Genomic DNA, 26,667 nt, shown 5'->3' on the forward strand with positions numbered 1-26,667 from the left:
CTCCTTACTGGAATTTTTGCCGCCACTCGCTGCGCACCCGGTCGTAGTTGTTCACGACCCAGTCGACGTCCAGCTCCTGCGCGTGCGGGATGACTTTTTCCAGGGTAAGCGGCGTTTTCGACTCCACTTCTTTGGAGATCGGGATGTGGTACCAGTTGGCCAGCGTCTGCTGCCCTTCCTTGGACAGCAGGTAGTCAATCAGCGCCTTGCCGCCGTCGGGGTTCGGGCCGTCCTTCACCAGCGACACCGGGTTGACGATGACCGGCGTCTTGTCCGGCACGATGAAATCGATTTTCTCCCCCTTGGCCTTCATCTCGTACGCCATGAAGTCAAAGGCGATCGCAATGTGTGCCTCCCCTTTGGCGACCGCTTTGGAAGGAGCGGAGCCGGAGTCGGGCATGGCGCTCATCTGTTCCACCAGCTTTTTGAAGTAATCCCAGCCCTGCTCTTCGCCGCGGGCCATCAGTTGGCTCAGCACAGTGAGGGTCGCGGTGCCGGACGCGGCCGGGTTGGGCATCTGGATTTTGCCTTTCCATTTGGGATCGAGCAGGTCATCCCAGGTTTTCGGCGCCTCTTCCGGCTTCACCAGGTCGCTGTTGTAGGCGAACCCGAGCACGAACACCTCCGCGCCGATCCACTTCCAGTCCTTGTCGCGGAGTTTGATGCCGTCCCGCACTTCCGGCCAATCCTTGATCGCTTCCGGCGTATACGATGTGATGATGTCCTTGTCCTTGGCCGCCTCGAACGGCAGGAATCCGCCGCCGCCGTACCAGACGTCGCCCTGCGGGTTATCTTTTTCCGCGATCATGCGGTTGACCAGCACGTTGGTCCCGGCGTACTGCACGTTGATGGAGGACCCTTTGTAAGCCTTTTCAAAATTGAGCCCGATCTCTTTGGTCATATCCGGCGTCTCCGGCGAATAGAGCGCGATTGGTCCCAGTTCCTTCGCTCCCGCCGATCCGTTCCCTGCCGGTGTGCCGCCGGGCGAAGCCTCTTCGCCGGAGGAGCACCCCGCCAGGGCGACAGTGGAGAGCAGAACGGCCGTGGCTGCGACGTTCATCCATTTTTTCAACATGCGTCAGACCCCTCTTTCTATTTATTGTTGATCGAATAGTCAAACAGTTTGGCAGGAGAAAAAGAAAAACCCTCACGTAGATAAACACATCCCCTTGGGAGTGTGTTTACGGGTAAGGGTTTTCTCCGTTTCTCCGCCTAACCGTATGGGAAAATATGCTATCCGATCAACGTTTCTTCAAGTATAACCAGATCCATTTCTTTCTGTCAATGAAAACGCTCAAATTTTTCAGACAAGTCGGACTGCTGGAGTCTCCGGTCACGGTCACGAGACGCACGGGCATCTTACAAATTTTGCCCTTGATTTTGCCCCGTTTTTCTATATACTTGAACCATAACATAACTGCATAGATTATCCTCATCAAATACGATGAGGATAGAGGTCGCGGCTTTTATATGATTCTGGCACGAGATCCAGAGAAGATCGATGACTCCAGAGGAGGGAAAAGCCGCCGAAGTCCGCTGTGCATTCTCTGGGCACACGGGCTGGGGCTGTACCCGAAAGGGGCAGAACTGTCACGTTTGCGAGCCGGGCAAACGTGGTGTGCTATCTTCAACGAAGGCTTGGTGGGGATGTAACAATACCGCCCTGTTCGTTGTGGCGGTATTTTTTATGTCCGACCTTCCTTCCGACTATTTCATCAGAAAGGTCGTGCATGCACGCATGGAATCCAATCAACTGCAGCGGGGCCTCAAGGCCCGACACCTGACCATGATCGCCATCGGCGGCTCCATCGGCACGGGGCTGTTTTTGGCGAGCGGCGGCTCCATCCACTCCGCCGGTCCGGGCGGCGCGCTGGCCGCCTACGCGGCCATCAGCCTGATGGTCTACTTCCTGATGACCAGCTTGGGCGAGATGGCGGCTTTTCTTCCCGTCTCCGGTTCGTTTTCCACGTACGCGACGAAGTTCGTCGATCCGTCCCTCGGTTTTGCGCTGGGGTGGAACTACTGGTACAACTGGGCCATCACCATCGCCGTCGAGCTGTCGGCCGGGGCCTTGATCATGAAGTACTGGTTCCCCGACACGCCGTCCATCCTGTGGAGCGCCCTGTTCCTCGCTCTCATGTTTGGTCTTAATTATTTGTCCGTAAAAGGATACGGAGAATCGGAATACTGGTTTTCCCTGATCAAGGTGGCGACCGTCATCCTCTTCATCATCATCGGCCTGTTGATGATCCTCGGCATCATGGGCGGCGAAGCGGTCGGCTTCCGCAACTTTACCGTCGGCGAAGCGCCGTTCAACGGCGGCTTCATGGCGATGCTCGGCGTCTTCATGATCGCCGGCTTCTCCTTCCAGGGGACGGAACTGGTCGGGATTGCCGCGGGAGAAAGCGAAAATCCCGCCAAAAACGTGCCGAAAGCGATCAAGCAGGTGTTTTGGCGCATCCTGCTGTTCTACATTCTGGCGATCATCGTGATCGGGCTCTTGATCCCGTACGACAACCCCAACCTGGTCAACGGCGACATCGAGAACATCGCGATCAGCCCGTTTACGCTGGTGTTTCAAAAGGCCGGTCTCGCCTTCGCCGCGTCGGTGATGAACGCCGTCATCCTGACCTCCGTCCTGTCGGCGGGCAACTCCGGCATGTACGCCTCCACCCGCATGCTGTGGATGCTGGCCAAAGAAGGCAAGGCGCCCAAGCTGTTCAGCAAGGTAAACAAGCGGGGCGTTCCGGTCAATGCGCTGCTGCTGACCGCCAGCATCGGGATGCTCGCGTTTCTCGCCTCCCTGTTTGGCGACGGCGCCGTCTACATGTGGCTGCTCAACGCCTCCGGGATGTCCGGGTTTATCGCCTGGCTGGGCATCGCGATCAGCCACTACCGCTTCCGCAAGGCGTACGCAGCCCAAGGCCGCGACCTGAACCAACTGCCATACCGGGCGAAGTGGTTCCCGTTCGGCCCGATCTTCGCATTTGTCGTCTGCTGCTTCGTCATCCTCGGCCAAAACTACACCGCCTTCACCGGGGAGACGATCGACTGGAACGGCATTCTCGTGTCGTACATCGGCCTGCCGCTGTTTCTGATCGTCTGGCTCGGCTACAAGGCCGTGAAAAAGACGAAAGTGGTGCCGCTGCGGGAAGTGGATTTCTCCACTGACGAGACAACTGTATCCAACTAATACGTGAGGCAAAGGCCGGGGATTCCCCGGCCTTTCCTTTTTCACGACAATCTCTGCACAAAGCGCCCCATCCGCTCCAGCGCCTTTCGGAGCTGATCCAGGGAGGTGGCGTAGGAGCAGCGGATGTGCCCTCTGCCGCTGTCGCCAAACACGTCGCCCGGCACCACGGCCACCTTTTCCTCCATCAGCAGCCGCTCGGCAAACTCGCTGGCGTCCAGCCCGGTGGACGCCAGCGAGGGAAACGCGTAAAACGCCCCTTCCGGCTCGTGGCAGGCCAGGCCGATCTCCTGGAATCCCTGCACGACGAAATTGCGCCGCTGCCGGTAGCTTTCCACCATCTGCTCCATGTCCGCCTGACCATGCCGCAGCGCCTCCAGGGCGGCCATCTGCGCCATCACCGGCGCGCAGAGCATGGTGTACTGGTGAATTTTCAGCATGCCGCCGAGCAGGTCCGCCGGCGCGCAGACGTAGCCGAGGCGCCAGCCCGTCATCGCGAACGCTTTGGAAAAACCGGAGATCAGGATCGTCCGGTCCTTCATCCCGGGCAGGGCGGCGATGCTCTCATGCCTGCGGCCATAGCTCAGCTCCGCGTAAATCTCGTCGGAGATGACCAGCAGATCGTGCTTTACGAGTATCGGCAGCAGCCGCTTCCACTCCTCCGCCGACATCGTGCTGCCGGTCGGATTGTTCGGGTAGCAGAAGATGATCGCCTTGGTGCGCGGCGTGATGTGCGCCTCCAGCTCCTCCGGCGTCAGCTTGAACGACTGCTCCGCGCGCGTGTGCAAAAACACCGGCACCCCGCCGGCCAGACGGATGACCGGTTCGTAGGAGACGTAGCAGGGCTCGACGACCAATACCTCGTCGCCGGGATCGACGATGGCCCGCAGCGCGATGTCAATCGCTTCGCTGGCGCCGACCGTGATCAGCATCTCGGTTTCCGGATGGTACGAGACGGCGAAGCGCTCCTCCAGGTACTTGTGAATCTCCCTGCGCAGCTCGATGAGACCGGCGTTGGAGGTATACGACGTGTAGCCCCGTTCCAGCGAGGCGATGCAGGCTTCCCGCACGCGCCACGGGGTGACGAAATCCGGTTCCCCTACCCCGAGCGAAATGACCCCTTCCATCGAGGCGGCCAGGTCAAAGAAACGGCGGATGCCCGACGGCTTGAGCGATGCGACTGTGGCGGACAGGCGATTGCGAACGCCGGTTTGCTGACTCATGGGGTGACCACCATCCTGTGGTCTTCGTCCCTGTCTTCAAACTGAATGCCGTCGTGTTTGTACCGCTTCAGGATAAAGTGGGTCGCGGTCGAGACGACGGAGTCCAGCGTGGCCAGCTTTTGCGACACAAACGCCGCCACTTCCCGCATCGTTTTTCCTTCCAGCACGACGGACAGATCGTAGCTGGCGCCGGACATCAGGTAGACGGCCTTCACTTCCGGGAAACGGCAGATCCGCTCCGCCACCTCGTCAAAGCCCACGTCCCGCTTCGGCGTCACCTTGACGTCGATCATGGCCGTCACGTACGGATGGTCCTCCACCAGCTCCCAGTTGATAAGCGCGGGATACTTGACAATCACTTTGTCCGCTTCCAACCGGGCAATCGTCTCTCTCACGGTTTCCACCGGTTCCGCCAACAGGCTGGCGATCTGTTCCGGGGTCAGGCGGCTGTCCTGTTCCAGCAGCCGCAGCAGTTCACGCTGCTTTTGACGATCCATTTCCCTCACTCCATTCCTGTGAAAAATGCGTGTGGCCAACCCGCGTTCCCCAACAAAAAATCGCCTCGCAACCGAACCCGGGGCATCGTCCCGATGATTCGATTGCTGAGGCGACGGAATCGCGGTACCACTCAGCTTTTCTGCTCTCCTCGCGAAAAGCAGACTCGGAAAGTCCTGTACGGACTTTCACCCGATAACGGGGGCTGATCCGCTGCTTTCTACTCGCGGTTTCAAAAGCAGGAGCTCCAAGGCGGCTTCAAAGAGAGATGACGGCCGCCCTCTCAGCTTGCGGGCCGGCTCTCTGGACGTCAGCGCCCTCTCTTACTCTTCCTCTTCAAGGCCGTGGTTTCCTATGCGTCTGTCCGCTCCTTCTCCGGTACGGTGAAGGAGGTAAGCATGAGAGATTATAAAAACAGATGGCCGCGTTTGTCAATACGCCCATCCTCCCTCCCCCCGGCCGGTTCTGGACAAGGGCGGAGGAGCCGTCACTGGGCGTACTCGCCGTTGTAGCTGACCAGCACCACGTCCTTGACCCCTTCCAACGCGGAGAAATCGTTGACAAACGCGGTGTTGTCGTCGCGGATCCGCAGTTCCACCGTCAGCTCGGTCAGCTCCTTGCGCACCGTCTTTGATTTCAGCACGGCGTTCATTTTCCGGATCCGCCGCTTGACCTCCTCTTCGGCGATCGCTTCGTAGTGCAGGATCAGGAGATAGGGGGAGGTGGCCTCCTTGCGCCGCGACAGCCACCAGATCGTCCCGCCCACCACCAGCGAACCGAAGATGGCGACCGGATAAATCTTCGCCCCCGCGGCGATGCCCGCCGAGACGGCCCAAAACATGTAGACGATGTCCATCGGATCCTTGACCGCCGTCCGGAACCGGACGATGCTGAGCGCGCCGACCATGCCGAGCGAGAGCACGATGTTGGTGCTGATGGTCATGATGATCAGCGCGGTAATGATCGTCATCAGCACGAACGTGACGTTGTAATTGTGGCTGTAGACCACTCCCCGGTAGCAGGCGCGGTACACGTAGTAGATGAACATGCCGACCGCGAACGCGACCAAGAGCCCCCAGCACATGTCCACCCACGATACGTTTGCAAACGCCTCGAGGTTGAGCACGCTTTTTTTGATGATGTCCCGAAACGTGATCAGCTCGTCCATAACGCACTTCCTTTCCCATCCATACAGTGCATCCCCGCCGCGCATCCGCCTCAGCGGCCGTACACTTTTTGCCTCTCCTTGCACAGGACGTACTTGGAGATCGTCGAGCGCTGGTGAGCCGACACCTGCGACAGCGAGCGAATCGTCCCGGGCAAAAAGCGGTGGAATTTTACCTCCATGATCATCCGCGGCCCCTGGATCGCCTCCCAGGTCGCCAGGTTGGGGTCAAACAGGTCAAACGAATGAAGCCCGGCCGCCAGTTGTTTGTCAAAGGTGATCCGGGTGTTGGTCGGCTCGTCCACATACGCCTCCCGGATGTAATCGACGATCACGGACGGCTTCATCGCCCCCTCTTTGAGATCGCGGTAAAAATCCGCCAACAGACGCTGCCTCTCGTCCGCCAGCCAGTCGATGTCACCCTCCAGCAGCCGGTACACCTGGCCGCGGGTCAAGGCGGCCGATTCCTTGAGCACGTACTCGTTCCACTTGCTTTTCCGCTCCAGCCGGATGAACCGGTCGCTGACGTTGTAGATGCGGATGCGGTACTTCTTCCGCTGGAAGTAGCCGTTGAGCTTGTCGTACAGCGCGCTCTCCCGGGCGTCGTCAAAATACAGGCTGCGGATGTGGTAGCCCTCGTCGCTCACGGAATGGCGGTCCAGGGGAAGGAGCGCCCGCATCCGGCTGCGCAGCCCGACGTATTCGTGCGGATGAATGTAGTACTTCAGTTCGTGACGCAGCATGTTCCCGTTTCCATGCACGCGCAGGCTCCCCCTCCCGTCAGTTCACGTAAAAGTCGCGGACGCCGTGATAGACGCTGCCGTTCTCATCGAAGAAGTTGTCAAACGCCGTCATGATGTGCCCCTTCGCGTCCTTCACCGTGACTCTCCAGAAGTAATGGCCCTTGCCGATGCCGTTCAGCACGAGCGAAGTTCCCTTCAAACCGTCGCGATCCACCAGCGGGCGGGCAAACGACGGCTCTTTCGCCAGTTGGAAGCGGTAGGTCAGCTCGTCTCCCTGCAGGTCGTACGACATCCCCCAGCGAAACGTCAGCGCTCCGTTCGCCTGCTCCACATCCCCCAGAAAATACGGCATCGGCGCCTGCAGGCTGGCGATGAATGCCTGCTCGTTCTCCACGGGCAGATGGATGATCCGCTCCAGCTCCTGCTCGTACAAGTCTACCCGTCCCGGCAGGTAGCGGATGTCCGGTTCCCGTCTGACGTAAGCGGAAACGACCGGTTTGTACGTCTCGATCATGCGGCGCGTGTTTTCCGGATTGATGATGGCGCGCAGTTCGCGCACTTTGGCCACGAGCTGCTCGACGTTTTGCGGATTTTTAAAAAACCGGTTGGCCACCACGCTGCCCCAGTAGTTCTGAATCCCCCGCTGCCACAAGGAACGCTCCCGGGGGTCGCCGCCCGGACCGCCGTAGTAGCCAAACGCCCCGTCGTAATCCCACGGCAGAAAATACCACTTCTCCGCGTTCAGCGGCGAATAGAGGAAAAAGTTTTGTGTGGACGTGTCCACGTCGTCCATCAGGATGTTGGCCGCCATCCAGGTCAGGAAGTTGTCGCGGTCGAAATGGCGGTCAAAGACGTCATCGAAATCCTGGCTCATGTCGTTCACGTCATCCAACATGCGCAGCAGCTTGGCATGGTCGTTGGAGCCGTTGATTTCCAGGACGGACTCGAAGGCCTGTTTGTCGTACGCGGGATCGTCCGCCGTTTTCAACTTGTCGGGATAGCGGAAAAACTCAAAGTTGGATGCCTTGTACAGATGGCCGTAGGGATCCAGCCCGTGCGTCCGGAGAAAAGACTTGTTGGGCTGTTCGATCTGGGTGTACAGGCCGTAATCCTCAAACGGGGCCTGCGCACGGCTGCTGGTGAGATCCCTGACGTGCAGGTGGACGAACTGCGTGCGCAGGCTGGTGATGTCCGGAAGCTGCTTGAAGTAGTCAAAGCTCAGTTTGTTGCGCAGCCGGGTGAAATCGGAAGCGTGCTTGTTCAGGTTGATGGTCCGCTGGTCCCGCCAGTAGCCGGCATTGTCAAAGAGCTTGATCTTGTACGACTTCTGCGGCGCCCGGATCGACGACTTGCCCCGGAGGGTGATGGAGGCGTTGGGCTCTGAGGTTCCGTAGCCGAACATCCCTTTCTGCGGCCCCTGATCCGTCCCTTCCTGCACGATGACGTTCAGCTTCCGCTCGGCCGTGCTGTCGGCCTCGTTGGCGATCCGGTTCAGCTCCGCCCAGGTCATCGGCCGCTCGGCGGTGAGATTGTCTTCCGTCACGGTGATGTACAGATGTACGACGCTTCCCGGCTGATCCTTTTCGTAGACCAGCCGGTTTTCCTGCAGCTTGGGCGCGTACTCCCCGGCAGGCGGCACGGCCGACCGGGCACCCTGCTCCTGCGGCTGGCTGACCTCTGCGTCCGGCGTACAGCCGCCCGCCGCCGCGACGCTCAACGCCAGCAAGACGGCCAGCCACCCGCTTCTCCTTGTCTGTTTCATCCCATTTCTCCTCCTCCGCTGTCATCCTGCCCTGCCGCGCATCCGGGCATGCTCCCGCAAAACCAGCGGCTGCGCGCTGAACGTCGCATAGTGCAGCCGGCGCAGCCGGTATATCAGCCTGCCCAGGGTGGCGGCGAGGACGGGAAACGAGGCGGCAAACAGGGACAGCCCCTGGTATTCGACGTCGCGCAGGGCCCAGGAGGCCGCCACGTTGGCCGCCAAAAAGATCGCCGAGAGCGCCAGCGCTCCCTTTCGATCGTCAAAGTAGAGCAGCAGCAATAGCGAGACGCTGTTCATGATGTACACGTAAAAGGCCATGACCAGGATGTTGAACGTATCCACCTGTTCGGCGGTAAAACCGATGTAGGGCAGGTATCGGATGCCGCAGGCGACGGCCACCAGCGAAAAGACGAGCTGAATCCCCATCAGCTTGGCCAGCTCCCCGATCAGCACCTGTTCCATCTCGCGGCGGGCGCGGTCGATCTCGAGAATGGTCCCCTGTCCGAGAATCGCGTCGTAATACTGGCGATACTTCGGGTAAAACGCCGTCTCCACCGACACCACGAACCAGACCAGCGTCGGCAGCACGGAGAGGACGGCATAGTAGACGGCCACATCGTATTCCGGAGTCAGGCGAAACGTCCCCTCCAGCCATTCGCCGTGAAACGCCCACTGGGCAAACTGATGCGCATACATCGAGACGGCAGTGAACAGGCCGATCGCCAACAGGGAGGGATACCGGCGCATATCCCGAACAAATCCGTACGGCGACGCCGGCCGCGGCGTGCGGAAAAAACGCTCGACCTCCCACAGCAGCACCGCCGCCGTGACAAAAAATCCGCCGGCAAATCCGGCAAACAACGCCGCCAACCGCTCCCCTTCCAGACGAACGTACAGCCAGACCGCTACCATCGCGAGCAGCATGCCTGCGAAAAACGCCCCGGCAATCCGCCGGTACGCCTTCATCGCCGACACGTACACCACGCCCATCCAGATGACGGTCAACTCCATGTACAGCACAACCAGCGCCAGCTTCTCCGCCAGCTCCAGCGGCGCCAGCAGGAGAAAGGCCGCGGCGGGTACAGACGCGCAGCCCAGCGCCACCTGCAGGCTTCCGTAAAACGTCGGCAGCAGTTCGTCGCAGCGCTGTTCGTAGAGCTGGTCGGACGCGAGCCGGGTAAACAGCATGGAGAACGGAGCCGCGACGATAAACGAAAAGGCGAAGGCGTACGCCGTTCCCGCCTGAAACAGCTCGCGGGCCCGATACGGCGCCATTTCGGCGACGAGCAGCCAGTGGACGACCGCGACCGCCGCCATGCAGCTCAGGATCGGCCCCACCGTCACCAGGGAGGCGTACGAGATGGCCTGCACGCGGCCGAACAAGCCTTCGCGGTCAAACAGCCGTTTCAGTTGAAAGCCGATTCCCGCCATGTCTTCTCCCCCTTTCCGAGCGAGGCGTACAGCGATTCGTAACGGGAAATGAACTGATCGTGGGTATACGCCGACAGGACGCGGCGCCGGCCGTTTTCTCCCATTTCCCGGCGCAGCGACTCGCTTTTGCACAGGGTGATGATGGCGCGGGCGATCTCTTTGTCGTCCAGCACCGGCACGACCAGCCCGGCGCGGCCTTCCACCCCGTCCGCCGCGCTGCCGTAGAGCAGTTCCCGGCAGCTTCCGACGTCGGTCGCCACGACCGGCTTGGCCGCCGCCATCGCCTCCAGGACGGCCAGCGGCTGCCCTTCGCTGATGCTGGTGAGAACGACCACGTCCAGCTTGCCGATGCGGGCCTTGACGTCGACGCTGCCCGTGAAGGTCAGGTCCCGCACGTCCAGCGTCTCCGCCAGCTCCACGCATTCGCGGTAGTAGTCCGGGTCTTCGTCGTACGGCCCCATGATGGTAAACGTCGCTTCCGGCACCTCCCGCTTGACCGCGGCGAAGCTCTGGATCATCGTCTTGATGTCCTTGATCGGCACCACCCGCACGATGGCGCCGATGTGAACGGCCGGATCGTCCGCCGTTTTCCGCGGCAGGTCGGCGTACGCGTCCGCCTTGATGCCGTTGGGGATGATCGCGATTTTCGACGCGGGACATCCCAGCTCGATCTCGATCTCCCGGTTGCGGTTGAACAGCGTCACCACCTGGTCGGCGTACTGGTAGGCGCAGCGGGCCAGGCCGTAAAAGTAGCGAATCCACAAGTCTTTGAAGTAGCCTTTGACCCAGTCCGCCTTGATGATCTCCTCCTCCCGCTCGCGGGAGTAGATGCCGTGCTCGGTCAAAAGCATCGGCCTGCCGTAGAGGTGCTTGCCCAGACTGGCGATGACGCCGGCGTACCCGGTCGAGACCGCGTGGTAGAGGTCCGCCTCGGGCAGCGGGTGGCGGAGAAGCTGCATCAGCGGCAGCAGCATGGAACGGACGGTCCAGAACAGCTCCCGAAACGGAAGCTGCTCGTACCGCTGTCTGGCCACATCGCTCAACAGATCAAAGTAATCCCGGCTCATTAAAAATTCCGTGGACGCGTTCCAGCGCCCGCTGCGCAGCAGCCGAAACAGCGCCTCCCAATCGGTGTCCCGCTCGCCGACAATCAGCCCCTGCAGGGCGTCCCGCTCCTCGCCGCTCAGCTTATATCGTCGGCCCCAGCGGCCCTCTTCCTGCAAAAAAGCGTCGAGAAACACCTCCCGCACCTCGCTCACATTGGCCGGCAGCCGGTAGGTGAATCTCGCCCTGTTTCGCTCCTCCGCTCCGATCGCGAAAATGACGAACTCGTGCCGGGGCATGGAGCTGATCACGTCATGAATCCAACTGGACACGCCGCCGGTCACATACGGATAGGAACCTTCCGCGACAATGCAAATCTTCATGGTTTCTCCGTCCAATCGATCGAAAAGATTTCATGATCCGCGCGCACCAGATAGGCGCCCTGCTCGATGCGCCGCACCTCGCACCGCTTCGTGCGCACGATGTTCCGGTCGGTCCGCAGCAGAAAGTACTGCGGGCCGGTAAAGCCGTTGATGTAGCCGTTTAAGCCGCCGGGACGCCGCTCAAAGACGGGCTGGCTCTCGAGCCACTGCCTTGCCTCGCCGCTCGCCTCCGCGGCGGTCATGGGGCGCAGCCAGCCGTAGCGGTCCTGTACCAGTTCCAGGTACTCCTCCAGACTCGTGTACAGATCGCGCCAGCTACCATTGCCGCCCCGCACCTCGTCAATCACGTCGTCCGGGTGAACAAAGTGGGAAAAGATGCCGTAGGCGGTGACCGCGTTGGCCATCATCCAGCGGTCGTACTCCCCGATCCGGTACCCGTAGGTCACGCGCGGCATTTCCACCACGCCGTCGGGAGCCACGCTGTATTCCTGGACATAGGAAAGGTTTCGGATGTCCTCGATGTACAGGGACGAGATGTTGACGAGGTCGGGCAGCGCCTGTTTCAGCACCTGCCGGCCCGCCTCGTCCAGGGCGTTGGACGGCGGAACGTAGGTGCGCAGCGGGTAGTGCGGAAAGACGGACTCGACGTACTGCCGCAAGGAGCGAAGCGAGTCCGTCATCTCCCGCTGGCTCGGCCACATGTTGTAGCCGAACGCCCGCGACACCCGCGGAACGGTAGACAGCGTCTGATGGTTGTAGCCGTGGACGCCGATTTCGCCCCCTTCTTTCAACAGCTCGCGCCCGTACAGCACCAGGCTGGAGACGTCCGCGTCGCTCTCCCAGTCAAACGGCGGGGTGACCCGGTTGCCGTAGGTGACGATCAGCGCCCCTGTGTACTTCAGATCGTGCTTGCGCGCCAGCCGGATCATGTCCGGCCACCACACTTTCTTGAAAAAATGCGGCAGATCCATCCGGTAGTCCCGGTCGATGAGGGGATGGGTTCCCTGGGGAAACGGCGCGGGAAAGTCGTCGATGTACATCAGTTTGGCGTTGAGCACCGGGTAGATCAGGTCGGGCAGCAGCACGCCGATGGCGCCCGCGAAAAGCCCGCGGTTGATCTTCTCCTGCAGCAGCGCGCCGTTGAACACAATGTAGGCTCCCTTTCCGTACGGCGCTTCCCACAACAGCGGCACGTGTTCCCCCGCCGAGACGTGAACGCGGCTGTGCTGTCCCAGCTTGACGCGCAGCACGGAAATGTGCAGGCCGGGATCGCGAAACTCGCCGCCGGCAAACCCGAGCAGCACGTTGGTATGGAGGCGAATGTCGCTGGTCTCCACGTACGTGCCGATCTCGAGGATGTCCAGCCTGCGGTACATGGCGGAAAACGCCTCGTTGTTCTCCGGCTCGATCGCCAGCAGCACGCGGCCGCCCCGCGCCACGTAGCCGTCCAGCCATTCCGTTCCCGCGAGCCGCGTCAAATCGGACACGGTCACAATCACGCCGTCGGGGGCGGGATCGGGCATGACGCTTCCCACGGGTACCCGCTCAAACCGCTTTTTCATCCCGGTCAGGACTTGTTCCGCCTGATACGCCACCTTTTGGCTCGTCGCGTCATCCGGGTCAACCAGAACGACCAGCCGTTCCTGATGGATGCGGGCCAGCTCTGCAGGCGCCAGCGCGTTGCGGGCGGCGGCCTGCGGTCCGGTCCCGTCGTTGTCCCCGTTCCAGCGCATCACCAGCTCCGAACGGGACATCTGCATCAACAGCGTCAGCAGGAGGACAAAGACAAGCAGCACGATCATGCGCCTGAGCGATTTTGTCTTGATCATCATAGAGAACCCCTGCTCCAGTACCGAATGATCTGCAGGGTCGGATACGACACGGTGACGGACGAGTGTTTCAGCCTGTTCAGCGTCTCGTGAAACTTCCGCCCGGCCCGCAGCGTGTAATACAGTTTCAGCGCCGTGTAATAGGCCGTCTCCGATTGCGGATAGGCCTGGAGAAACCGTTCGCTGGCCGCTTCCGCCCTGTCGTAGCGGCGCAGGACGAGTTCGCACTCCACCTTGTCGGCGAACGCCTCTTCCCCGCAGTCCTTCTCCCGGATCAAGCGCTCCAGCACGTCCGCCTGCAGCAAGCGGTAGGTGCGCTCCATCTCGGCATCCATCAGTCCGCTGCCGAGATACCGCTTCAACGCTTCGGCGTACCCGGCCAGAACGGACGGATCATCGGGGTGGCGCTCCCGTTCGACCGACCACCGCTGCAGTTCGGCCATCATCCCCCGCTTCATTTCCAGAATGGCGGTGACGGCGTAGTGGGCGGTTTCGCTGTCTTCGTTGCGGGCAGCCTTGGCGAGAAAGCCCACGAGGTCCAGCGATTCCTCCTTCAGCGCGTCCATCACGATTCGGCGGCGGGTGGCGTGGTCATTGAGCACAAGCGCCTCTTCAATCGGGACGATCGACGTCTCCTTCTCCAGGTCCACTTTGACCAGGATGCCTGCCGGATCCGCCTTCAGTCCCACCACGTCGGCGAACCGGTCCGGATCGGCGGACGCGCTTTTCGCCGCCGCTCTCCCGGCGATGAACGCCAGCGGCAGCCCGGCAAACGGAATCAGGCAGGCCAGCGCCGCCCTGCCGCCGCTCATCGGTTCCCGGCGGCGGAACAGGAGCACCAGATACACCGCCGTCAGCACGTAGTAGACCGCAATCGAGCCTCTAAGCATAGACCGCATCCTCGCTCACAAGGCGCGTTGCCACGCCGTATTTTTGCAGCCGCTCCATCGCCGCCCTGGCTTCCTCCGGCCCGGAGTTGGACAACAGCAGCACCAGCCGGCCCCGCCACAGCCCGATGTAGTCCGTGTCGCGCAGCAGGCGGGAAAGACGCTCGGCCGCTTCCTTGAGGCCGTTTTCGGACGCCTCCACGTGCAGCAAGGTGTACGCGGCCTGGTACCGTTCCTTGGCCGCCTGTTTGCTGCGCAGCACTTCCAAAAAGGCTCCTTCCTGCAAAATCGGCGTCTCCTCCACGAAGCGTTCGCTGCGCGTGGCGGCCACGTAGGTAAAGGCGCGGGAGAGCGAGCGGGAAATCATGTCAACGGCAATCCGAAACAGGTTTTCGTGGTACAGGGTAAACCGTTCAAACCCCTGCTCGTGCACGCAGACCAGCGCGATCGTCTCCCCCTGGTGAACCACCGGCGCAGCCAGCATCGGCAGCCCCGGCACCAGTTTTTTGTTCACCCACAAGCGCTGCGACGTGACGACCTCGGACAGCTCCGGTACGTCTTTCAGGTGCAGCGAACGGGGGGCGCGCAGATCGGCGTCGTTGGACTGAAGCAGCAGCCGCAAATAGCCGGTTGCCGATACGGCATAGATCGAGATTTTCCTGGACTCCATCAGGTCCTCCATCACGTTCACCGCCGCGCCGACCACCTGTTCCGGCTCCAGGCTCTCCAGTTCGGTCACGAGCGCATGGATGCGGCCCAGGCTGTCCCTGTTGGTCAGCACCTGCCGCTGCAGGGCTTCCTTGACGCTGCGCGTGTCCTTGTACACGTCCATCAGCAGCTTGTACCGCTGCGCTTCCACCGCCAGCTCGTTTTTGGCAAACGCCAGCTCTTTTTTGTACTTGTCCGTCACAAACCCGACCGACAAGCCGAAAAACAGGTAGACCGCGGCGACAAACAACGTTTCCGGGTCAAACAGCAGCGAGCCCCAGTCGCGCCCGTTGGCCAGGCTGTCGGCGACATACAGGCTGATCACCGCCGAAGCGGAGAGGAACGACTGGCGCGATCCGTACATGAGCCCGATCAGCAGAATGTACACCAACCGAAAATCAAAGCCGTATTCGTACAAAAAGCCGCTCTGGTCGCGGGAAAGCAGGGCAACCGCGGCAAAGGCCAGCCCGTTTTCCACAAACGGCCGGATGATCCGCCACCATCCGGGCGTCTCCCGCGCGGGGGCTGCCTCTTCCCGGGCCGCAGCAGCCTCCTGCCGCAGCATCCATTCCCAGGTTTTAGCAATCCCCTCCTGCAGCGAATAGAGCGGCACCCAGTCCAGGTCGCGCTTCAGCCGGCTGTTGTCCAGGCAGGAGCGGGCGATCTCGCCCGGCCTGCTGTCGAGGTACTGGACATCCTTCACCGGGACCAGCGTTCGGATCGTCTCGATCAGCTCGTTCACACTGGTTTCCCGGCCCATCGACACGTTGTAGATTCCCGTCACATCGCTCGTGGCGCCACGGTAAATGGCATCGGTCACATCGTCGACGTAGACGAAATCGCGTGTCTGCGTTCCGTCTCCGAAGACATACAGCGGTTTGCCTTCCCGCGCCTGATTCAGAAAGACGGAAATGACGCCCCCTTCCCCCGAGCTGCTCTGGCGGGGACCGTAGACATTGGAAAAGCGCAGGCACAAGGTATCGAGCTTGTACAGCTCCTGCCATTTTTCGCAGTACATCTCCCCCAGCCGCTTGTTCATCCCGTACGGCGACAGCGGATGGCAGGCCGTCTCTTCGCGGGCGGGAAGCTGGTCGGTATCGCCGTAGACGGCCGCGGATGAGGCGAAGATAAATTTTTTGACGCCGTGCAGCCGCGCGCAGTTCAGCATGTTGACCAGCCCGAGGACGTTCGCCTCCGCATCCTGGCAGGGGCGTTCCAGAGAGTCCATGACGCTCGTCTGTGCCGCCAGGTGAACCACGACGTCAAATCCCACGCTGCGGAACACTTCCTCGCAGGCCCGATCTTCCACATTGTAGGCATACGCCTTGTGGGGGACGGTCACGCGTTCCCGCCTGCCCGTAGACAGGTTGTCGATAATGTACACCCGATGGCCCTCTTTGTGAAAACGTTCAACCACCGAGGACCCGATAAAGCCATATCCTCCCGTTACGAGAACGTTCATGCCGGACACCTCCATCCATTGCCAATCGACAAGCACGTTCGTTCTATTCGGAATTCCCATTCATTTTGAGACATAAGTCCCTGCACCAGCGGTTTCGACCAGCACTTTTGGTCCATTCGCACTATGCTATAATGAAATCGACACCCGAAGTCGAATCATGCCGCCCCTGTTTCCAGGGAGAACCCGCCCCAGGAGGTTGACCATGAAAACCGGTCCATTCGCCGCTTTCCTGCTCGTTTTCTCGTGCCTGTTCACGTCGGCCGCAACCGGCCTGTCCCCGACCGCTGCCGCAGACGACGCGCCCCCCGGCTACCGGCTGCTGATCTACTACGGCATCCCGAAAGCCGTCAATCACGTATGGGATGAAAACAGGGCGGCTGAGATTTTTGCCCAGTACGACGTGCTGGTGTTCGGCGAAAATCTGGAGGAACCCACCCACCCCCATCACCATTCGACCCAACACGTTCTCAGCTTCGCGCGCAGGATCAAGCCGCACATCCGCGTCTACGGCTACGTCGATCTCGGGGTGACGACCGTCAATCACTCCATGGCCGCGTTGAAGGACAAGGTGCGAAAGTGGAAGGCACTGGGCGCAGACGGGATCTTCCTCGATGACGCGGGGTTTGACTACGGTGTCTCCCGCGCCCGTCTGAACGAGACGGTCCGCTACGTACACGAACTGGGCTTGTCCGCCTTCGTCAACGCGTGGGACCCCGACGACGTGATGGGCAGTGCGGTACATCCCCTCTACAATCCGAACGGCGCGGCGACAGCGCTCGACCGCCGCGACATCTACCTCCTGGAAGATTTCCTGCTGCCGACGGACATCAATGCGGGCAACAGCCCCAGCGCGTTTCATCCGTCGTTTCGCGAAAAGATGGACGCATCGCTGCGGTATCGCACGCAGTTGGGCGTCAAGCTGATGTCGGTCAGCAGCATCGACTACACCCGGTACACCCCCCTTGCGCTCCGCAAGTTTTTCCGCCTGAACGAAGTGACGGCCGGCGTCTTTTCGCTGGACGCGTACGGCATTGCCCCGCTTCACTATTCGGCAGACGAGCGCGGCCGGGACGAGGTGCGATTTTTTCCATACATCACCAATTATTGGGACTATTATACTACGAACATCACCTATATTGCCAAGTATCATAACCGCGATTTTTCGCGCGGGGGCTTTCGCATCCACTCGTTGCCGGGCGATCACTACTACCTGTTCCCCGAAACGGTTCGCTACTAGCCGGCTTTTCCGCCGGCTATTCTGATCCTTTCCTCCCATCTTCATCCATTTTCTGCCTTGAGGTGTTGGATGGACCATTCCACGCGGTCTTTCTGAAGCGGTTTGGCCAGAAAGTCGGACGCGCCCGCGGCAATCGCCCGCATGATGGCGTCCCGCTGCACCACGGCCGAACAGACGATGATCTTGGCCTTTCCGTCGATTTCCCTGATCTTTTTCACCGCCGCCAATTCGTCCATGCCGGGCGTGGAAATATCCAGGGTGACCAGGTCGGGACGGTACAACATAAACTGTTTGACGGCCTCCTCTCCCGACTTCGCCTCCACCACCACCTCCAGTCCGAGCGATTCGAGCATGCCGCGAAGCATCAGCCTGGTAAACGCCGTATCGTCGACAATCATGGTCGTTCTCACTGGTACTCCCCATTTCTTTTGTCATGCTGCCGCATCGGGTATGTTCCCCTTCTCTACCATATTTCTCCACAAAAAACAGTATGACATGACGCGCGTGTCATACCGTGCCGTTCCGTTCCGGGACCGGAACAGACGCTACCGGCTTTGTTTTTTCTTCCAACGCAGATACCATTCCCGAACGGTCTGCTGGGGCGCGACGCCATACTCCTCGCTCAGCATCCTGGTCAGCTTCATGTACTCCCTCTCCACGGCATCGCGGTCGCCCAGCCTGTCATACAGCTTCATCAGAGTCACGTACGTCTCTTCCACATGCGGGTGAAAGCGCTGGATGCGGTGATAGACCGCCAGCGCCCGGGCGTATTCGCCAACGGACTCCAGATAGCCGGCCACATGGGTCGCGTGGTAAAACCAGTGCGTCCGCAGCCGCTGCCGCTCGCTTTCCGCCCACAGGTAGTCGTAGTCGTCCAGGTAATCGCCGCGGTACAATTCCAGCAGGTTCAAGTGCTCGGACAGCGTCTCCCCCGTCACGGGGGACAATTCCCTCACGCCGCGTTCCCATTCGTCCACATCCAGCCTGACGTGGTTCATGTCCAGCAGATAGCCGTCGTCGCAGTTGGCGATGTGGATGCCGATGCCGAGCTCTTTCAAGGTTTTTCTGATCTGGTAGATGGTTGTGTAAAGCCGGGCAAATCCCCTTTTCCGGTCCGTGTCCGGCCAGAACAAGTCGAGCAGCGCGTCTTTGCGAACGGGCTGCCCCCGCCGATGAACCAGGTATGCAAACAGTTCCTGCGCTTTTGCCGTCCGCCAGCGAATGGTTTCCGGTCCACGCGGCGGAACCTCGATCTGCAAAGACTGAAAGCAGCGGATCATGCCGGTTTGCCGGGCGAGCGGAACGACGGCCGTCTCATGCCGCCTGTCGATCAGCCGCTGCACCGTTTTGATCAGACGGTCGCGCTGAACCGGTTTCAGCACGTAGTCCAGCGCGTTGAGTTCAAACGCCTTGACCGCGTACTCATCATAGGCCGTCACAAAGACAAGATCCGTTTCAGGCGAGAGTCTGAGCACCTCTTCCGCCGTTTCGATGCCGTTCAACTCGGGCATCTCGACATCGAGAAAGATGACGTCGGGCTTTACCTGCGGCAGTTCGTCCAAAGCGCGGCGGGGATTTTGATATCGCCCGACGATCTCCAGCCCTCCGCATTCCCGCAGCAGTTTTTCCAGGTAGTGCAAAGCCAGACGTTCATCGTCAACCAATATGGCTTTCAGAGTATCACACCTCGCTTTTTCAACCCCGAATCCGACACAAGCCGCACCTTCTATCATAGGTTTTTGTTCTCAACAATTTCTGAACAAGCTCCACGCCGATTCATTGTCGCATACCTCCGCAATTCGGCGGCACACGAAATACCATCACGAACCCGCCGGACATTTCCCCAAGACGTTTCCATGGAACGGCGGCACCTGTGGCATAATGGTAAAAACAAGGAAGCACCATAAAGTGGGGATCGGCGTCATCGATCTGGGCTCCAACACGGCGAGACTCGTCGTGTACAGGCGGGACGATCAGGGGCTCGTTCCTCGGCCTGATCGAGCGGGAAATCGCCCACAGTCAGGCGGGAAAACCGGCCCGCATCATCGCCAAGATGAACGCCCTGACCGACAAGGAGATTATCGAAGCCTTGTACAAGGCGTCCTGCGCCGGCGTCAAGATCGATCTGATCGTGCGCGGCATCTGCTGCCTGCGGCCCGGCATCGAAGGGGTCAGCGAAAACATCCGCGTCATCAGCATCGTCGGCCGGTTTCTCGAGCACAGCCGCATCTACTGCTTCCACAACGGCGGGGAGGCCGACGTCTTCCTCTCCAGCGCGGACTGGATGACGCGCAGCATGATCGCTCGCGTGGAGATTCTCTTCCCCGTCCTCCAGGAAGACCTGAAGGAGCGGATCCTGCACATCCTGGACATCATGCTGCGGGACGACGCCAAAGCTCGTGTGCTGCAGCCGGACGGCCAATACCGGCCCGTTGCGGCACAAGGCCCGCATCCGCTCAACAGCCAACACTACTTTTGGGAAGAAGCGTTTCAGGCCGTGCGCAGCCGGGGAGCGGACCCTGCCGCCCTGCGCCTGAAACCGATCACGACGGCGCCGGAGCGCTGACACTCGTGTAACCCCCCGGCGCCCGCTGTCCTTTTTTCAAAAGCGGCGGGCGGCCCGAATGGACAGGCCGCCCGTTTTCGCTTGGCACCCGCCAGCCATCTACGATACTCCCAGCTGTGCCAGCATGTTCATCAGCACGTTGGATTGGCGCAGTTCGTCTTCCGCTGCTCGGGTGAACCCCCTTCTGATCGTGAGCGTCACCGCTCGATCGGCGATGTCCCGGTACAGATCGGCGGCGGCCAGTTCGTCCCGGATGGCAAATTCCAGTCCCCGGGCAAACGATTCCGGCGCGGGCACCTCTTCCCGCCTCATCTGCGGCTCCCGTCCGGTCAACTGCCTGTAGATTTCCGAGAACCGCTGGGCATGCTTGATCCGCTCGTCGCGGACGATGTCCAAAACAGTCCGGATGTTGTCGTTCGGGGCCAGCTCCATCAGCGTGCTGAAATAATTGGCGGCCCGCTCTTCCCGGTGGATGGCTCGCAAGATATCGGCGGCCAGCCCCCGATCGCGCGGTTCGCCCAATCCCGGCTCCCGCACGAGCCTGGGCCAGTAGTGGGGAAACGCTATCGGATATCCATGCATGGAAAAACTCCTCCAAATGTGTATAGGTGTATAGGTGTATATCCCAGCTTATGGCTGCGCCCATGAGGTGGTGAGCCCAGACGCGCAAAGAAGATCGTGGGCTCCCATAAAAATGAAAAAGACCCTTTGCCAGGGTCTTTGTATCGCTTGCACCATCTGACGCGTTCAGCCCGCTTTTCGCAGCGTGGCCGCCTGTCCCGGCGGGAAGGAGACAATTGCTTCCATGTCGCCCGCCAGTCTGTACCTGCCCAACGTTCTCGGTATCAGCAGGTGATCCCCTTTTTCCACCGTGAGATCACCGCCGCTCCATTCCAGCCGGGCCGATCCGGCGAGAACGGACACGAGGGAGAACCGGTCCCCGGACTCTTCGTCGCGCGAGCCGCGCAGCGTCCATTTTTCTACCGTGAAAAACGGGCTGTCCAGGTAGTGGTTCACCTGCAGGAAGCGGCTGCCCGCTGTCTTTGCCCGGATCTGGGCCGGCTTGTTCGGCACGTTGGTCACCTGCAGCACCTTGTCGATGTGCAGTTCGCGCTTCCGTCCGGACTGGTCGACGCGGTCGTAGTCGTAGGCGCGGTATGTGGCGTCGGAGTTTTGCTGGATTTCGAGGACGACAATGCCTTTGCCCAGCGCGTGGAGCGTGCCGTGCGGAATATAGAAGAAGTCACCGGTCCGTACCGGGACCCGCACCAACAGTTCGTCCCAGCGGTTGGCCTTCATCATCTCCGCCAGCTCCTCCCGCGTCCTGGCGGTATGGCCGTACACGATTTCCGCTCCGGGTTCGGCGTGCACGACGTACCAGCACTCCGCCTTCCCCAGTTCACCGTTCTCATGGACAGCGGCAAAGCGGTCGTCCGGATGTACCTGTACGGACAACGTGTCGTTGGCGTCCAGCAGTTTCACCAACAGCGGAAAGCGTTCCAGACGCTTCGGCGCAAACCAATCGGGCTGTTCCGCCAGCAGCTCGCTGATCGTCTTTCCGCGATAGACGCCGTTTCTGATCGTGGTTCTGCCATTCGGGTGATCGGATATGACCCACGCCTCACCCGTCTGCTCACTGGGAATGGGATAGCCGAATAATGTACGCAGGCGATTGCCGCCCCAAATCCGTTGATGATACGTCGGTGAAAACAGTAACGGATACGCGTTCATTTTCCTCACTCACCCCGGTTGATCTCAGTATGCAAGAAGGCACTACCATCGAATCACGACAGGATGGTACGGGTACACGTCAGTCCGCTGTTTCGAAGGTTACCAGCCCACCGTCAGCGCGGAATCGGCAAACGCAAGGGCCTTCTCGATCTCCCGTTTGATCTCGGCCAGCCCTTCCTCCGAATCCGCCTCCGCCCGAAGGACCAAAATCGGCTGCGTGTTGGAGGCGCGGATCAGTCCCCAGCCGTTCGGGAAGATCACCCTCGCGCCGTCCACGTCGATAATCTCGCGCTCGGGCCGGAAATACTGTTTGACCTTGTCCAGGATGGTCCGCTTTTTGCTTTCCTCGCAGGGGACTCTCGTCTCCGGCGTGGCGTGGTACCGGGGAATGTCGGCAAACAGCGCGGACAGCGGCTTGTCGCTGTTGGTCAAAATGCGAAGCAGCCGCCCCGCCGCGTAGAGCGCGTCGTCAAAGCCGAAATACTCGTCCTTGAAGAAGATGTGGCCGGACATTTCACCGGTAAACGGCACGTTCAGCCGTTTCATCGAGGCTTTGATATGGGAATGGCCGGTGCGGTGGAACACGGGCTTTCCGCCCAGCTTCTCGATTTCTTCCACCAGTGCCCGCGAGCATTTTACTTCCACCAGCGCCTGGCATCCGGGATGTTTCGGCAGGATCTCCCGCCAGAACAGAATCATCAGTTGATCGCCCCACAGGATATTGCCCTGCTCGTCGACGACGCCCAGGCGGTCGCCATCGCCGTCGAAGGCCACCCCGAGGTCGGCTTTCTCCTCGCGCACCTTGCGGATCAAGTCCTGCAGGTTTTTCGGGTCAACCGGATCGGGGTGATGATGGGGGAAATTCGGATCGGATTCACAGTAGAGCGGAACCACTTCGCAGCCCCACTGGGCCAGCGCTTTCGGCACGAACGGCGAGGGGGTGCCGTTGCCGCAGTCCGCCACCACCTTCACTTTGCGCGGTCCCAGGACAATTTTTTCCCGCAGCATCGCGAGATAGGGCTGTTCGATGTCCACCCGCTCCACGCCTTCCGGAAGGGCAAAACGTTCGTGCGGCACGCCTTCCTCGGCGAGCAGCGCGCGCATGGTGTTGTGCAGATCCTGGATCGCCTCGCCGTAGATGGTGGTCTTGTCCATGGCAATTTTGAAGCCGTTCTCGTCACCGGGGTTGTGGCTTGCCGTCACGATCAGCCCGGAAGGAATGTCCAGATGCTCCAGGCTGTAGTAAAACATCGGCGTCGTCACCTCACCGATATCGACGACGCGGATGTCCGAGCGGAGAAGCCCGGCCATCAGAGCGGTTTGCAGCTCCGGCGAGGACTTCCGGTTATCCCGCCCCACGACCGCCTTGTCCAGCCCGGCCGCCTTCAGCTTTTGGCCGAACGCTCTCCCCAGGAGCCAGGCAAACGCCGGATGAATCTCTTCCCCGGCTCTGCCCCTGATGTCGTACTCCCGGAAAACGTGGGACGGGATGTGAATGTCGTGTGCAGCCGTAACGTGCATGTGCATCAACCTCCAGTTACCGCATTGTGATAAATCGCTTCCGTCAGCAAGTAGGACAGGGTCGATTCCGCTCCCTGATTCAGATTGGCTCCGCTTGGAGTCAGTCCGTCGCAGCAGCTACCTTCCGCCGCGTCTGCCATCGGCACGGCTCCATCGTTGTCTCCGTAAAACCACGCCCGGCATTTGTCCACCGTTTGCCTGTACACAGGATCAGCCAGCACCGCATGGGCTTCCGCCGAAGCGAGCGCCAGTTTCATTACTTCCAACGGCTGCTGATCCCAGTCGCTGCGGGACTGCGGCGTGCACCAGCCCCGGTTGCCGATGGGGCGAATCACGCCGTTTTGTCCGGTCATCTTGGCGATCAGAAAATCGAGACTCTCTTTGGCGATGGCCAGCGTCTCCTCCCGCTTCGTCACGCGGTAGGCGGAAAACAGCGCCCACGGCAGCACGCCGTTTCCGTAGGTCATCACCGGCTCGAACCAATGCCAACCGTCGGCGGACGCCTCCCGGTACAGCCGGATCAGCCGTTCTTCAAACAGCTCGATCAGCTCCATGCAGGCGGCAGAATCGGCAGAGCCGCTGCCGTTCCTGGCCAACAAGCTGCACGCTGCCAGCGCGAAGGCCCACCCGCGCGGAAACTTCATCGCCGTCGTCCGCGGCAGCCCTTTGGCAAACAGTTGGGAGGCGACAAATCGCCGGCCGCTGTCGGGAAGCACCGCCGATGCGACCGCGCACGCCCACAGCGCACGGCCGAGACAGTCGTCAGACGGCTTCTCCGGTTCCGGCCTGCGGTCGTAGCCGATGTTGTTGTGGAAGCTGCCGTCCTCCTGCTGAACCCACAGAAGAAACCCGAGATAGCGGTCGATCAGGCGGTCAAGGGTCGCCTGCAGATCGCGGTCTCCCGCCTGGTCCGCATGCTGCCGCCAAACGGCACACGCCCACAGCGCTCTGGCGTTGTCATCGGTCGTATAGCCCTCCCGGCGGCGCGGGATGTTTCCGAGACAGTGCTCCAACAGTCCGGTGTCATCGGTCATTCTCTCCAGGTGTCGAAAGCTAACGGGAAAGGGCCGCAACGGGTGTTCCCTCCGTCTGCTCAAACGTGCTGCCGGACTGTTTGGAAAGCTTGACAAACAGGGAAGCGCAGCGTTTGCCGATCTGCGGCCAGTGCATGGCGGAGCCGATGCGGCCGATTTTTGCCTCCCAGTCCCGCCTCAGGCTGTCGTCACGCAAGAGCGCCGCGATTTTTTCCGCCCACCGCTCGCGTTCGCCATACGGAATCAGCAGCTCGTCGCAGCCCTCCAGCAAATCCTGGGCATAGCTGTACGGCGTGCTCAACACCGGACGTCCCAGCCCGACCGCATAGGCCAGCGTGCCGCTGGTGATCTGCTCCATTCCCGGGTAAGGGGTGACGTACAGGTCGCACGCCGTCAGGAATTGGACCAGCTCCTCTTCGTCCACGTACCGGTCGATCATCACCACATGGCGTTCCAGGCGGTTTCGCCGGATCAGCTCCATCAGCTCCTCCCGGTACGCTTCCCCTTCCCGTTTCTTCACTTCCGGATGGGTTTGGCCGACCACCGCGTAGAGCAGGTTGGGGACCTCCTTCACCGCTTGCGGCAGCGCCTCCAAAATCAGTTCCAAACCCTTTCCGCGGCTGAGCAGGCCAAACGTCATCATGACCTTTTTATCCGCCCAGTTCAGCCGCTGCCGAACGGCCTCCCGCTGCTGCGGGTTGGGAACGGGGGTGCCGTGCGGGATAAACACGATGTTCTCTTCCGGAATCCCGAACGACTGCCGCAGATAGCCGACTGCCCGGCGATTCATTACGACGATCCGATCGCTCCGTTCGGCGATCTCCCGCTGAATCGACCGGTACGGTTCCTGGGGCGAGGCAAACACGGTGTGGAAGGTCGTGACCAGCGGTTTTTTCAGCTCGCGTACAAAGTCCAGCACATACGCCCCTGCTTCCCCGCCAAAAATGCCGAACTCATGCTGCAGGGAGACGACCGACACGCCGCTCTCGTTCACTCTCTGCGCCATCGCCCGATACGCCTCCCTGTCGTGTTTGGCAAGCGGCCACAGCGCCTGATTGTTCCCGTACCCCTGTTCGTTCTCGTCGGCCATCACGATCACCGGGTCCTCTGCGTTCCACAGTTTCGCCTGTTTCACGTGATGCCGCAGGTGATGGGTATACGTCGCCAGTCCGCACTTTTTCGGAACGTACGTGCTCATGTAAGCCACCTGGATCATCCTTGTCCTCCTCCCGCCGTCCGGTTCATCACCGCTTCATGCAAAATGTGGCTGGCTTCCAGCTCCAATCCGTACCCAAAGATGCAGTTCTTCAACTGGGCCGCGTCGCGCACCTTGCAGCCGTTCCACATGATCGTTTCCGAGCAGCGGACGCCCTTGCCCAGTTCGCAGCCGTCGCCGATCACCGCATACGGTCCGATCACGCTCCGCTCGCCGATTTTTACCCGCCGGCCGATCAGCACCGGCGGCACGATCAGCACGCCTTGGGCGATCTCGCTCTCCTCCCCGATCAGGATGCCCGTGCCGTGTTCTTTCTCTCGAAACGGCAGGGACAGCTTGCGATCCAAGAGGTCCCAGTGCACCTGCCGGTAACGGTTTTTCGTCCCCAGATCCATCCAGTAGCCGTCGATCAGCTTGCCGTAGACCCCCACGTTCCGTTCGATCAGAAGCGGGAACGTCTCCCGTTCGATCGATACTTCCCGTCCCTGCGGAATCCACTTCAGCACCTCTTTTTCCATCACGTAGATGCCCGCGTTGATCCGGTTCGACGGCGCCGTCTCCTTGTCCGGCTTTTCCACGAAGCGGATAATTTCCCCTGTGGCTCGCTGTTCCACCACGCCGTACTGCGACGGGTCATCCACCTCGGTCAGCCCGATCGTGACGCCCCCCTTGTGCTGCACGTGGAAGTCCAGCAGCGGCAGCAGCGAGACCTGGTGAACGATGTCCGCATTGACCGCCAGAAAACGGTCGCTCAGCAGTTTTTCCGCGTTTTTGATCGCCCCTGCCGTGCCCAACAGGTTTTTTTCCACTGCGTATTCGATGTTGACGCCCCACGCCTGTCCGTCGCCGAAGTACCGTTGAATCATTTCCGGATAATGCTTGACGGCAATCACAAAATCAACGATTCCCTGCTGTTTGAGGTGAACGATGAGATGCTCCAGCCACGGGCGGTTTCCCACCAACGCCATCGGTTTTGCCAGATTCTCCGTCAGCGGTCTCAGCCGGGTGCCCAAACCACCCGCCAACAGCAATGCCTTCAC

The 26,667-nt window shown here is 60.7% G+C and carries 22 protein-coding genes, 1 riboswitch and 1 other annotated feature; of the genes, 3 read left to right on the plus strand and 19 right to left on the minus strand.

The window, feature by feature from the left end; all coding sequences use genetic code 11:
• Positions 1–4: 4 nt before the first annotated feature.
• The gene (locus A6764_RS19115) at positions 5–1,075 is read right to left on the minus strand and encodes an extracellular solute-binding protein (RefSeq protein WP_065067837.1); all 1,071 of its coding nucleotides are present in this window, start codon (positions 1,073–1,075) and stop codon (positions 5–7) included.
• A gap of 368 nt (positions 1,076–1,443) precedes the next feature.
• A riboswitch (Lysine riboswitch) is annotated at positions 1,444–1,632 on the plus strand.
• Between the two features lie 106 nt (positions 1,633–1,738).
• Between A6764_RS19115 and A6764_RS19120 the strand changes: the two genes are divergently transcribed.
• A complete protein-coding gene (locus tag A6764_RS19120; RefSeq protein ID WP_035301030.1) occupies positions 1,739–3,193 on the plus strand; it encodes an amino acid permease in 1,455 nt (484 codons plus the stop codon).
• A 41-nt stretch (positions 3,194–3,234) separates the two neighbouring features.
• Here the strand turns inward: A6764_RS19120 and A6764_RS19125 are convergent, their stop codons facing one another.
• The 10 genes from A6764_RS19125 to A6764_RS19170 form a co-directional block, all read right to left on the minus strand.
• Complete coding sequence (locus tag A6764_RS19125; protein WP_065067835.1) at positions 3,235–4,413, minus strand: aminotransferase; 1,179 nt, start codon at positions 4,411–4,413, stop codon at positions 3,235–3,237.
• Complete coding sequence (locus tag A6764_RS19130; protein WP_029097917.1) at positions 4,410–4,910, minus strand: Lrp/AsnC family transcriptional regulator; 501 nt, start codon at positions 4,908–4,910, stop codon at positions 4,410–4,412. The genes A6764_RS19125 and A6764_RS19130 overlap by 4 nt, the downstream gene beginning before the upstream one ends.
• 103 nt (positions 4,911–5,013) lie before the next feature.
• Positions 5,014–5,257 (minus strand) — a binding site (T-box leader).
• Positions 5,258–5,395: 138 nt separating this feature from the next.
• Entirely contained in the window at positions 5,396–6,076 is a 681-nt protein-coding gene (locus A6764_RS19135; RefSeq protein ID WP_029097918.1) for a DUF4956 domain-containing protein, read from the minus strand.
• Between the two features lie 50 nt (positions 6,077–6,126).
• Positions 6,127–6,834: a polyphosphate polymerase domain-containing protein gene (locus A6764_RS19140; RefSeq protein WP_238550902.1), complete on the minus strand. Its 708-nt coding sequence runs from the start codon at positions 6,832–6,834 to the stop codon at positions 6,127–6,129.
• A gap of 19 nt (positions 6,835–6,853) precedes the next feature.
• Positions 6,854–8,578, minus strand: a complete 1,725-nt coding sequence (locus tag A6764_RS19145) for a CotH kinase family protein (protein WP_264622334.1) — start codon at positions 8,576–8,578, stop codon at positions 6,854–6,856.
• 21 nt (positions 8,579–8,599) lie between these two features.
• On the minus strand, positions 8,600–10,009 hold the full coding sequence (pelG, locus tag A6764_RS19150; protein ID WP_065067833.1) for an exopolysaccharide Pel transporter PelG: 1,410 nt from the start codon (positions 10,007–10,009) through the stop codon (positions 8,600–8,602).
• Positions 9,985–11,436: a GT4 family glycosyltransferase PelF gene (gene pelF / locus A6764_RS19155; RefSeq protein ID WP_264622335.1), complete on the minus strand. Its 1,452-nt coding sequence runs from the start codon at positions 11,434–11,436 to the stop codon at positions 9,985–9,987. The genes pelG and pelF overlap by 25 nt, the downstream gene beginning before the upstream one ends.
• Positions 11,433–13,265, minus strand: coding sequence for a DUF2194 domain-containing protein (locus A6764_RS19160; protein ID WP_065067831.1), 1,833 nt, complete (start codon positions 13,263–13,265; stop codon positions 11,433–11,435). Before A6764_RS19160 ends, pelF begins: the two co-directional genes overlap by 4 nt.
• A complete protein-coding gene (locus A6764_RS19165; RefSeq protein ID WP_264622336.1) occupies positions 13,265–14,155 on the minus strand; it encodes a hypothetical protein in 891 nt (296 codons plus the stop codon). The genes A6764_RS19160 and A6764_RS19165 overlap by 1 nt, the downstream gene beginning before the upstream one ends.
• Positions 14,148–16,322: an NAD-dependent epimerase/dehydratase family protein gene (locus A6764_RS19170; protein ID WP_065067828.1), complete on the minus strand. Its 2,175-nt coding sequence runs from the start codon at positions 16,320–16,322 to the stop codon at positions 14,148–14,150. The genes A6764_RS19165 and A6764_RS19170 overlap by 8 nt, the downstream gene beginning before the upstream one ends.
• Before the next feature lie 202 nt (positions 16,323–16,524).
• Between A6764_RS19170 and A6764_RS19175 the strand changes: the two genes are divergently transcribed.
• Positions 16,525–17,559 (plus strand): hypothetical protein, encoded by a 1,035-nt coding sequence (locus A6764_RS19175; protein ID WP_065067827.1) that lies wholly within the window; start codon positions 16,525–16,527, stop codon positions 17,557–17,559.
• A gap of 41 nt (positions 17,560–17,600) precedes the next feature.
• On the opposite strand, the gene A6764_RS19180 is transcribed toward A6764_RS19175, so the two are convergent.
• Together A6764_RS19180 and A6764_RS19185 are read right to left on the minus strand one after the other, a co-directional pair.
• On the minus strand, positions 17,601–17,969 hold the full coding sequence (locus A6764_RS19180; RefSeq protein ID WP_065067826.1) for a response regulator: 369 nt from the start codon (positions 17,967–17,969) through the stop codon (positions 17,601–17,603).
• A gap of 135 nt (positions 17,970–18,104) precedes the next feature.
• Positions 18,105–19,223, minus strand: a complete 1,119-nt coding sequence (locus tag A6764_RS19185) for a response regulator (protein WP_231558803.1) — start codon at positions 19,221–19,223, stop codon at positions 18,105–18,107.
• Between the two features lie 344 nt (positions 19,224–19,567).
• Between A6764_RS19185 and A6764_RS19190 the strand changes: the two genes are divergently transcribed.
• Entirely contained in the window at positions 19,568–20,125 is a 558-nt protein-coding gene (locus A6764_RS19190; RefSeq protein ID WP_413541997.1) for a polyphosphate kinase, read from the plus strand.
• Positions 20,126–20,224: 99 nt separating this feature from the next.
• Here A6764_RS19190 and A6764_RS19195 read toward each other — a convergent pair whose 3' ends face one another.
• From A6764_RS19195 to A6764_RS19220, 6 genes are all read right to left on the minus strand, one after another.
• Positions 20,225–20,707, minus strand: coding sequence for a hypothetical protein (locus tag A6764_RS19195; protein WP_051188088.1), 483 nt, complete (start codon positions 20,705–20,707; stop codon positions 20,225–20,227).
• A gap of 165 nt (positions 20,708–20,872) precedes the next feature.
• Positions 20,873–21,856 (minus strand): mannose-6-phosphate isomerase, class I, encoded by a 984-nt coding sequence (gene manA / locus A6764_RS19200; RefSeq protein WP_029097927.1) that lies wholly within the window; start codon positions 21,854–21,856, stop codon positions 20,873–20,875.
• Between the two features lie 99 nt (positions 21,857–21,955).
• Complete coding sequence (locus A6764_RS19205; protein WP_065067824.1) at positions 21,956–23,377, minus strand: phosphomannomutase/phosphoglucomutase; 1,422 nt, start codon at positions 23,375–23,377, stop codon at positions 21,956–21,958.
• A 5-nt stretch (positions 23,378–23,382) separates the two neighbouring features.
• The gene (locus A6764_RS19210; RefSeq protein ID WP_264622337.1) at positions 23,383–24,411 is read right to left on the minus strand and encodes a glycoside hydrolase family protein; all 1,029 of its coding nucleotides are present in this window, start codon (positions 24,409–24,411) and stop codon (positions 23,383–23,385) included.
• A 19-nt stretch (positions 24,412–24,430) separates the two neighbouring features.
• Complete coding sequence (locus A6764_RS19215; protein ID WP_065067823.1) at positions 24,431–25,627, minus strand: glycosyltransferase family 4 protein; 1,197 nt, start codon at positions 25,625–25,627, stop codon at positions 24,431–24,433.
• Positions 25,624–26,667, minus strand: coding sequence for a nucleotidyltransferase family protein (locus A6764_RS19220; RefSeq protein WP_065067822.1), 1,044 nt, complete (start codon positions 26,665–26,667; stop codon positions 25,624–25,626). The genes A6764_RS19215 and A6764_RS19220 overlap by 4 nt, the downstream gene beginning before the upstream one ends.

The organism is Brevibacillus sp. WF146 (assembly GCF_001673705.2).
GTDB classification, from domain to species: Bacteria; Bacillota; Bacilli; order Brevibacillales; family Brevibacillaceae; genus Brevibacillus; species Brevibacillus thermoruber.

Excerpts from the sequence above, each read along its gene's own strand:
- A6764_RS19115 (WP_065067837.1), bottom strand. The coding sequence starts at position 1,075 with ATGTTGAAAAAATGGATGAACGTCGCAGCCACGGCCGTTCTGCTCTCC.
- A6764_RS19120 (WP_035301030.1), top strand. The coding sequence starts at position 1,739 with ATGGAATCCAATCAACTGCAGCGGGGCCTCAAGGCCCGACACCTGACC.
- A6764_RS19125 (WP_065067835.1), bottom strand. The coding sequence starts at position 4,413 with ATGAGTCAGCAAACCGGCGTTCGCAATCGCCTGTCCGCCACAGTCGCA.
- A6764_RS19130 (WP_029097917.1), bottom strand. The coding sequence starts at position 4,910 with ATGGATCGTCAAAAGCAGCGTGAACTGCTGCGGCTGCTGGAACAGGAC.
- A6764_RS19135 (WP_029097918.1), bottom strand. The coding sequence starts at position 6,076 with ATGGACGAGCTGATCACGTTTCGGGACATCATCAAAAAAAGCGTGCTC.
- A6764_RS19145 (WP_264622334.1), bottom strand. The coding sequence starts at position 8,578 with ATGAAACAGACAAGGAGAAGCGGGTGGCTGGCCGTCTTGCTGGCGTTG.
- pelG (WP_065067833.1), bottom strand. The coding sequence starts at position 10,009 with ATGGCGGGAATCGGCTTTCAACTGAAACGGCTGTTTGACCGCGAAGGC.
- pelF (WP_264622335.1), bottom strand. The coding sequence starts at position 11,436 with ATGAAGATTTGCATTGTCGCGGAAGGTTCCTATCCGTATGTGACCGGC.
- A6764_RS19160 (WP_065067831.1), bottom strand. The coding sequence starts at position 13,265 with ATGATCAAGACAAAATCGCTCAGGCGCATGATCGTGCTGCTTGTCTTT.
- A6764_RS19165 (WP_264622336.1), bottom strand. The coding sequence starts at position 14,155 with ATGCTTAGAGGCTCGATTGCGGTCTACTACGTGCTGACGGCGGTGTAT.
- A6764_RS19170 (WP_065067828.1), bottom strand. The coding sequence starts at position 16,322 with ATGAACGTTCTCGTAACGGGAGGATATGGCTTTATCGGGTCCTCGGTG.
- A6764_RS19175 (WP_065067827.1), top strand. The coding sequence starts at position 16,525 with ATGAAAACCGGTCCATTCGCCGCTTTCCTGCTCGTTTTCTCGTGCCTG.
- A6764_RS19195 (WP_051188088.1), bottom strand. The coding sequence starts at position 20,707 with ATGCATGGATATCCGATAGCGTTTCCCCACTACTGGCCCAGGCTCGTG.
- manA (WP_029097927.1), bottom strand. The coding sequence starts at position 21,856 with ATGAACGCGTATCCGTTACTGTTTTCACCGACGTATCATCAACGGATT.
- A6764_RS19205 (WP_065067824.1), bottom strand. The coding sequence starts at position 23,377 with ATGCACGTTACGGCTGCACACGACATTCACATCCCGTCCCACGTTTTC.
- A6764_RS19210 (WP_264622337.1), bottom strand. The coding sequence starts at position 24,411 with ATGACCGATGACACCGGACTGTTGGAGCACTGTCTCGGAAACATCCCG.
- A6764_RS19215 (WP_065067823.1), bottom strand. The coding sequence starts at position 25,627 with ATGATCCAGGTGGCTTACATGAGCACGTACGTTCCGAAAAAGTGCGGA.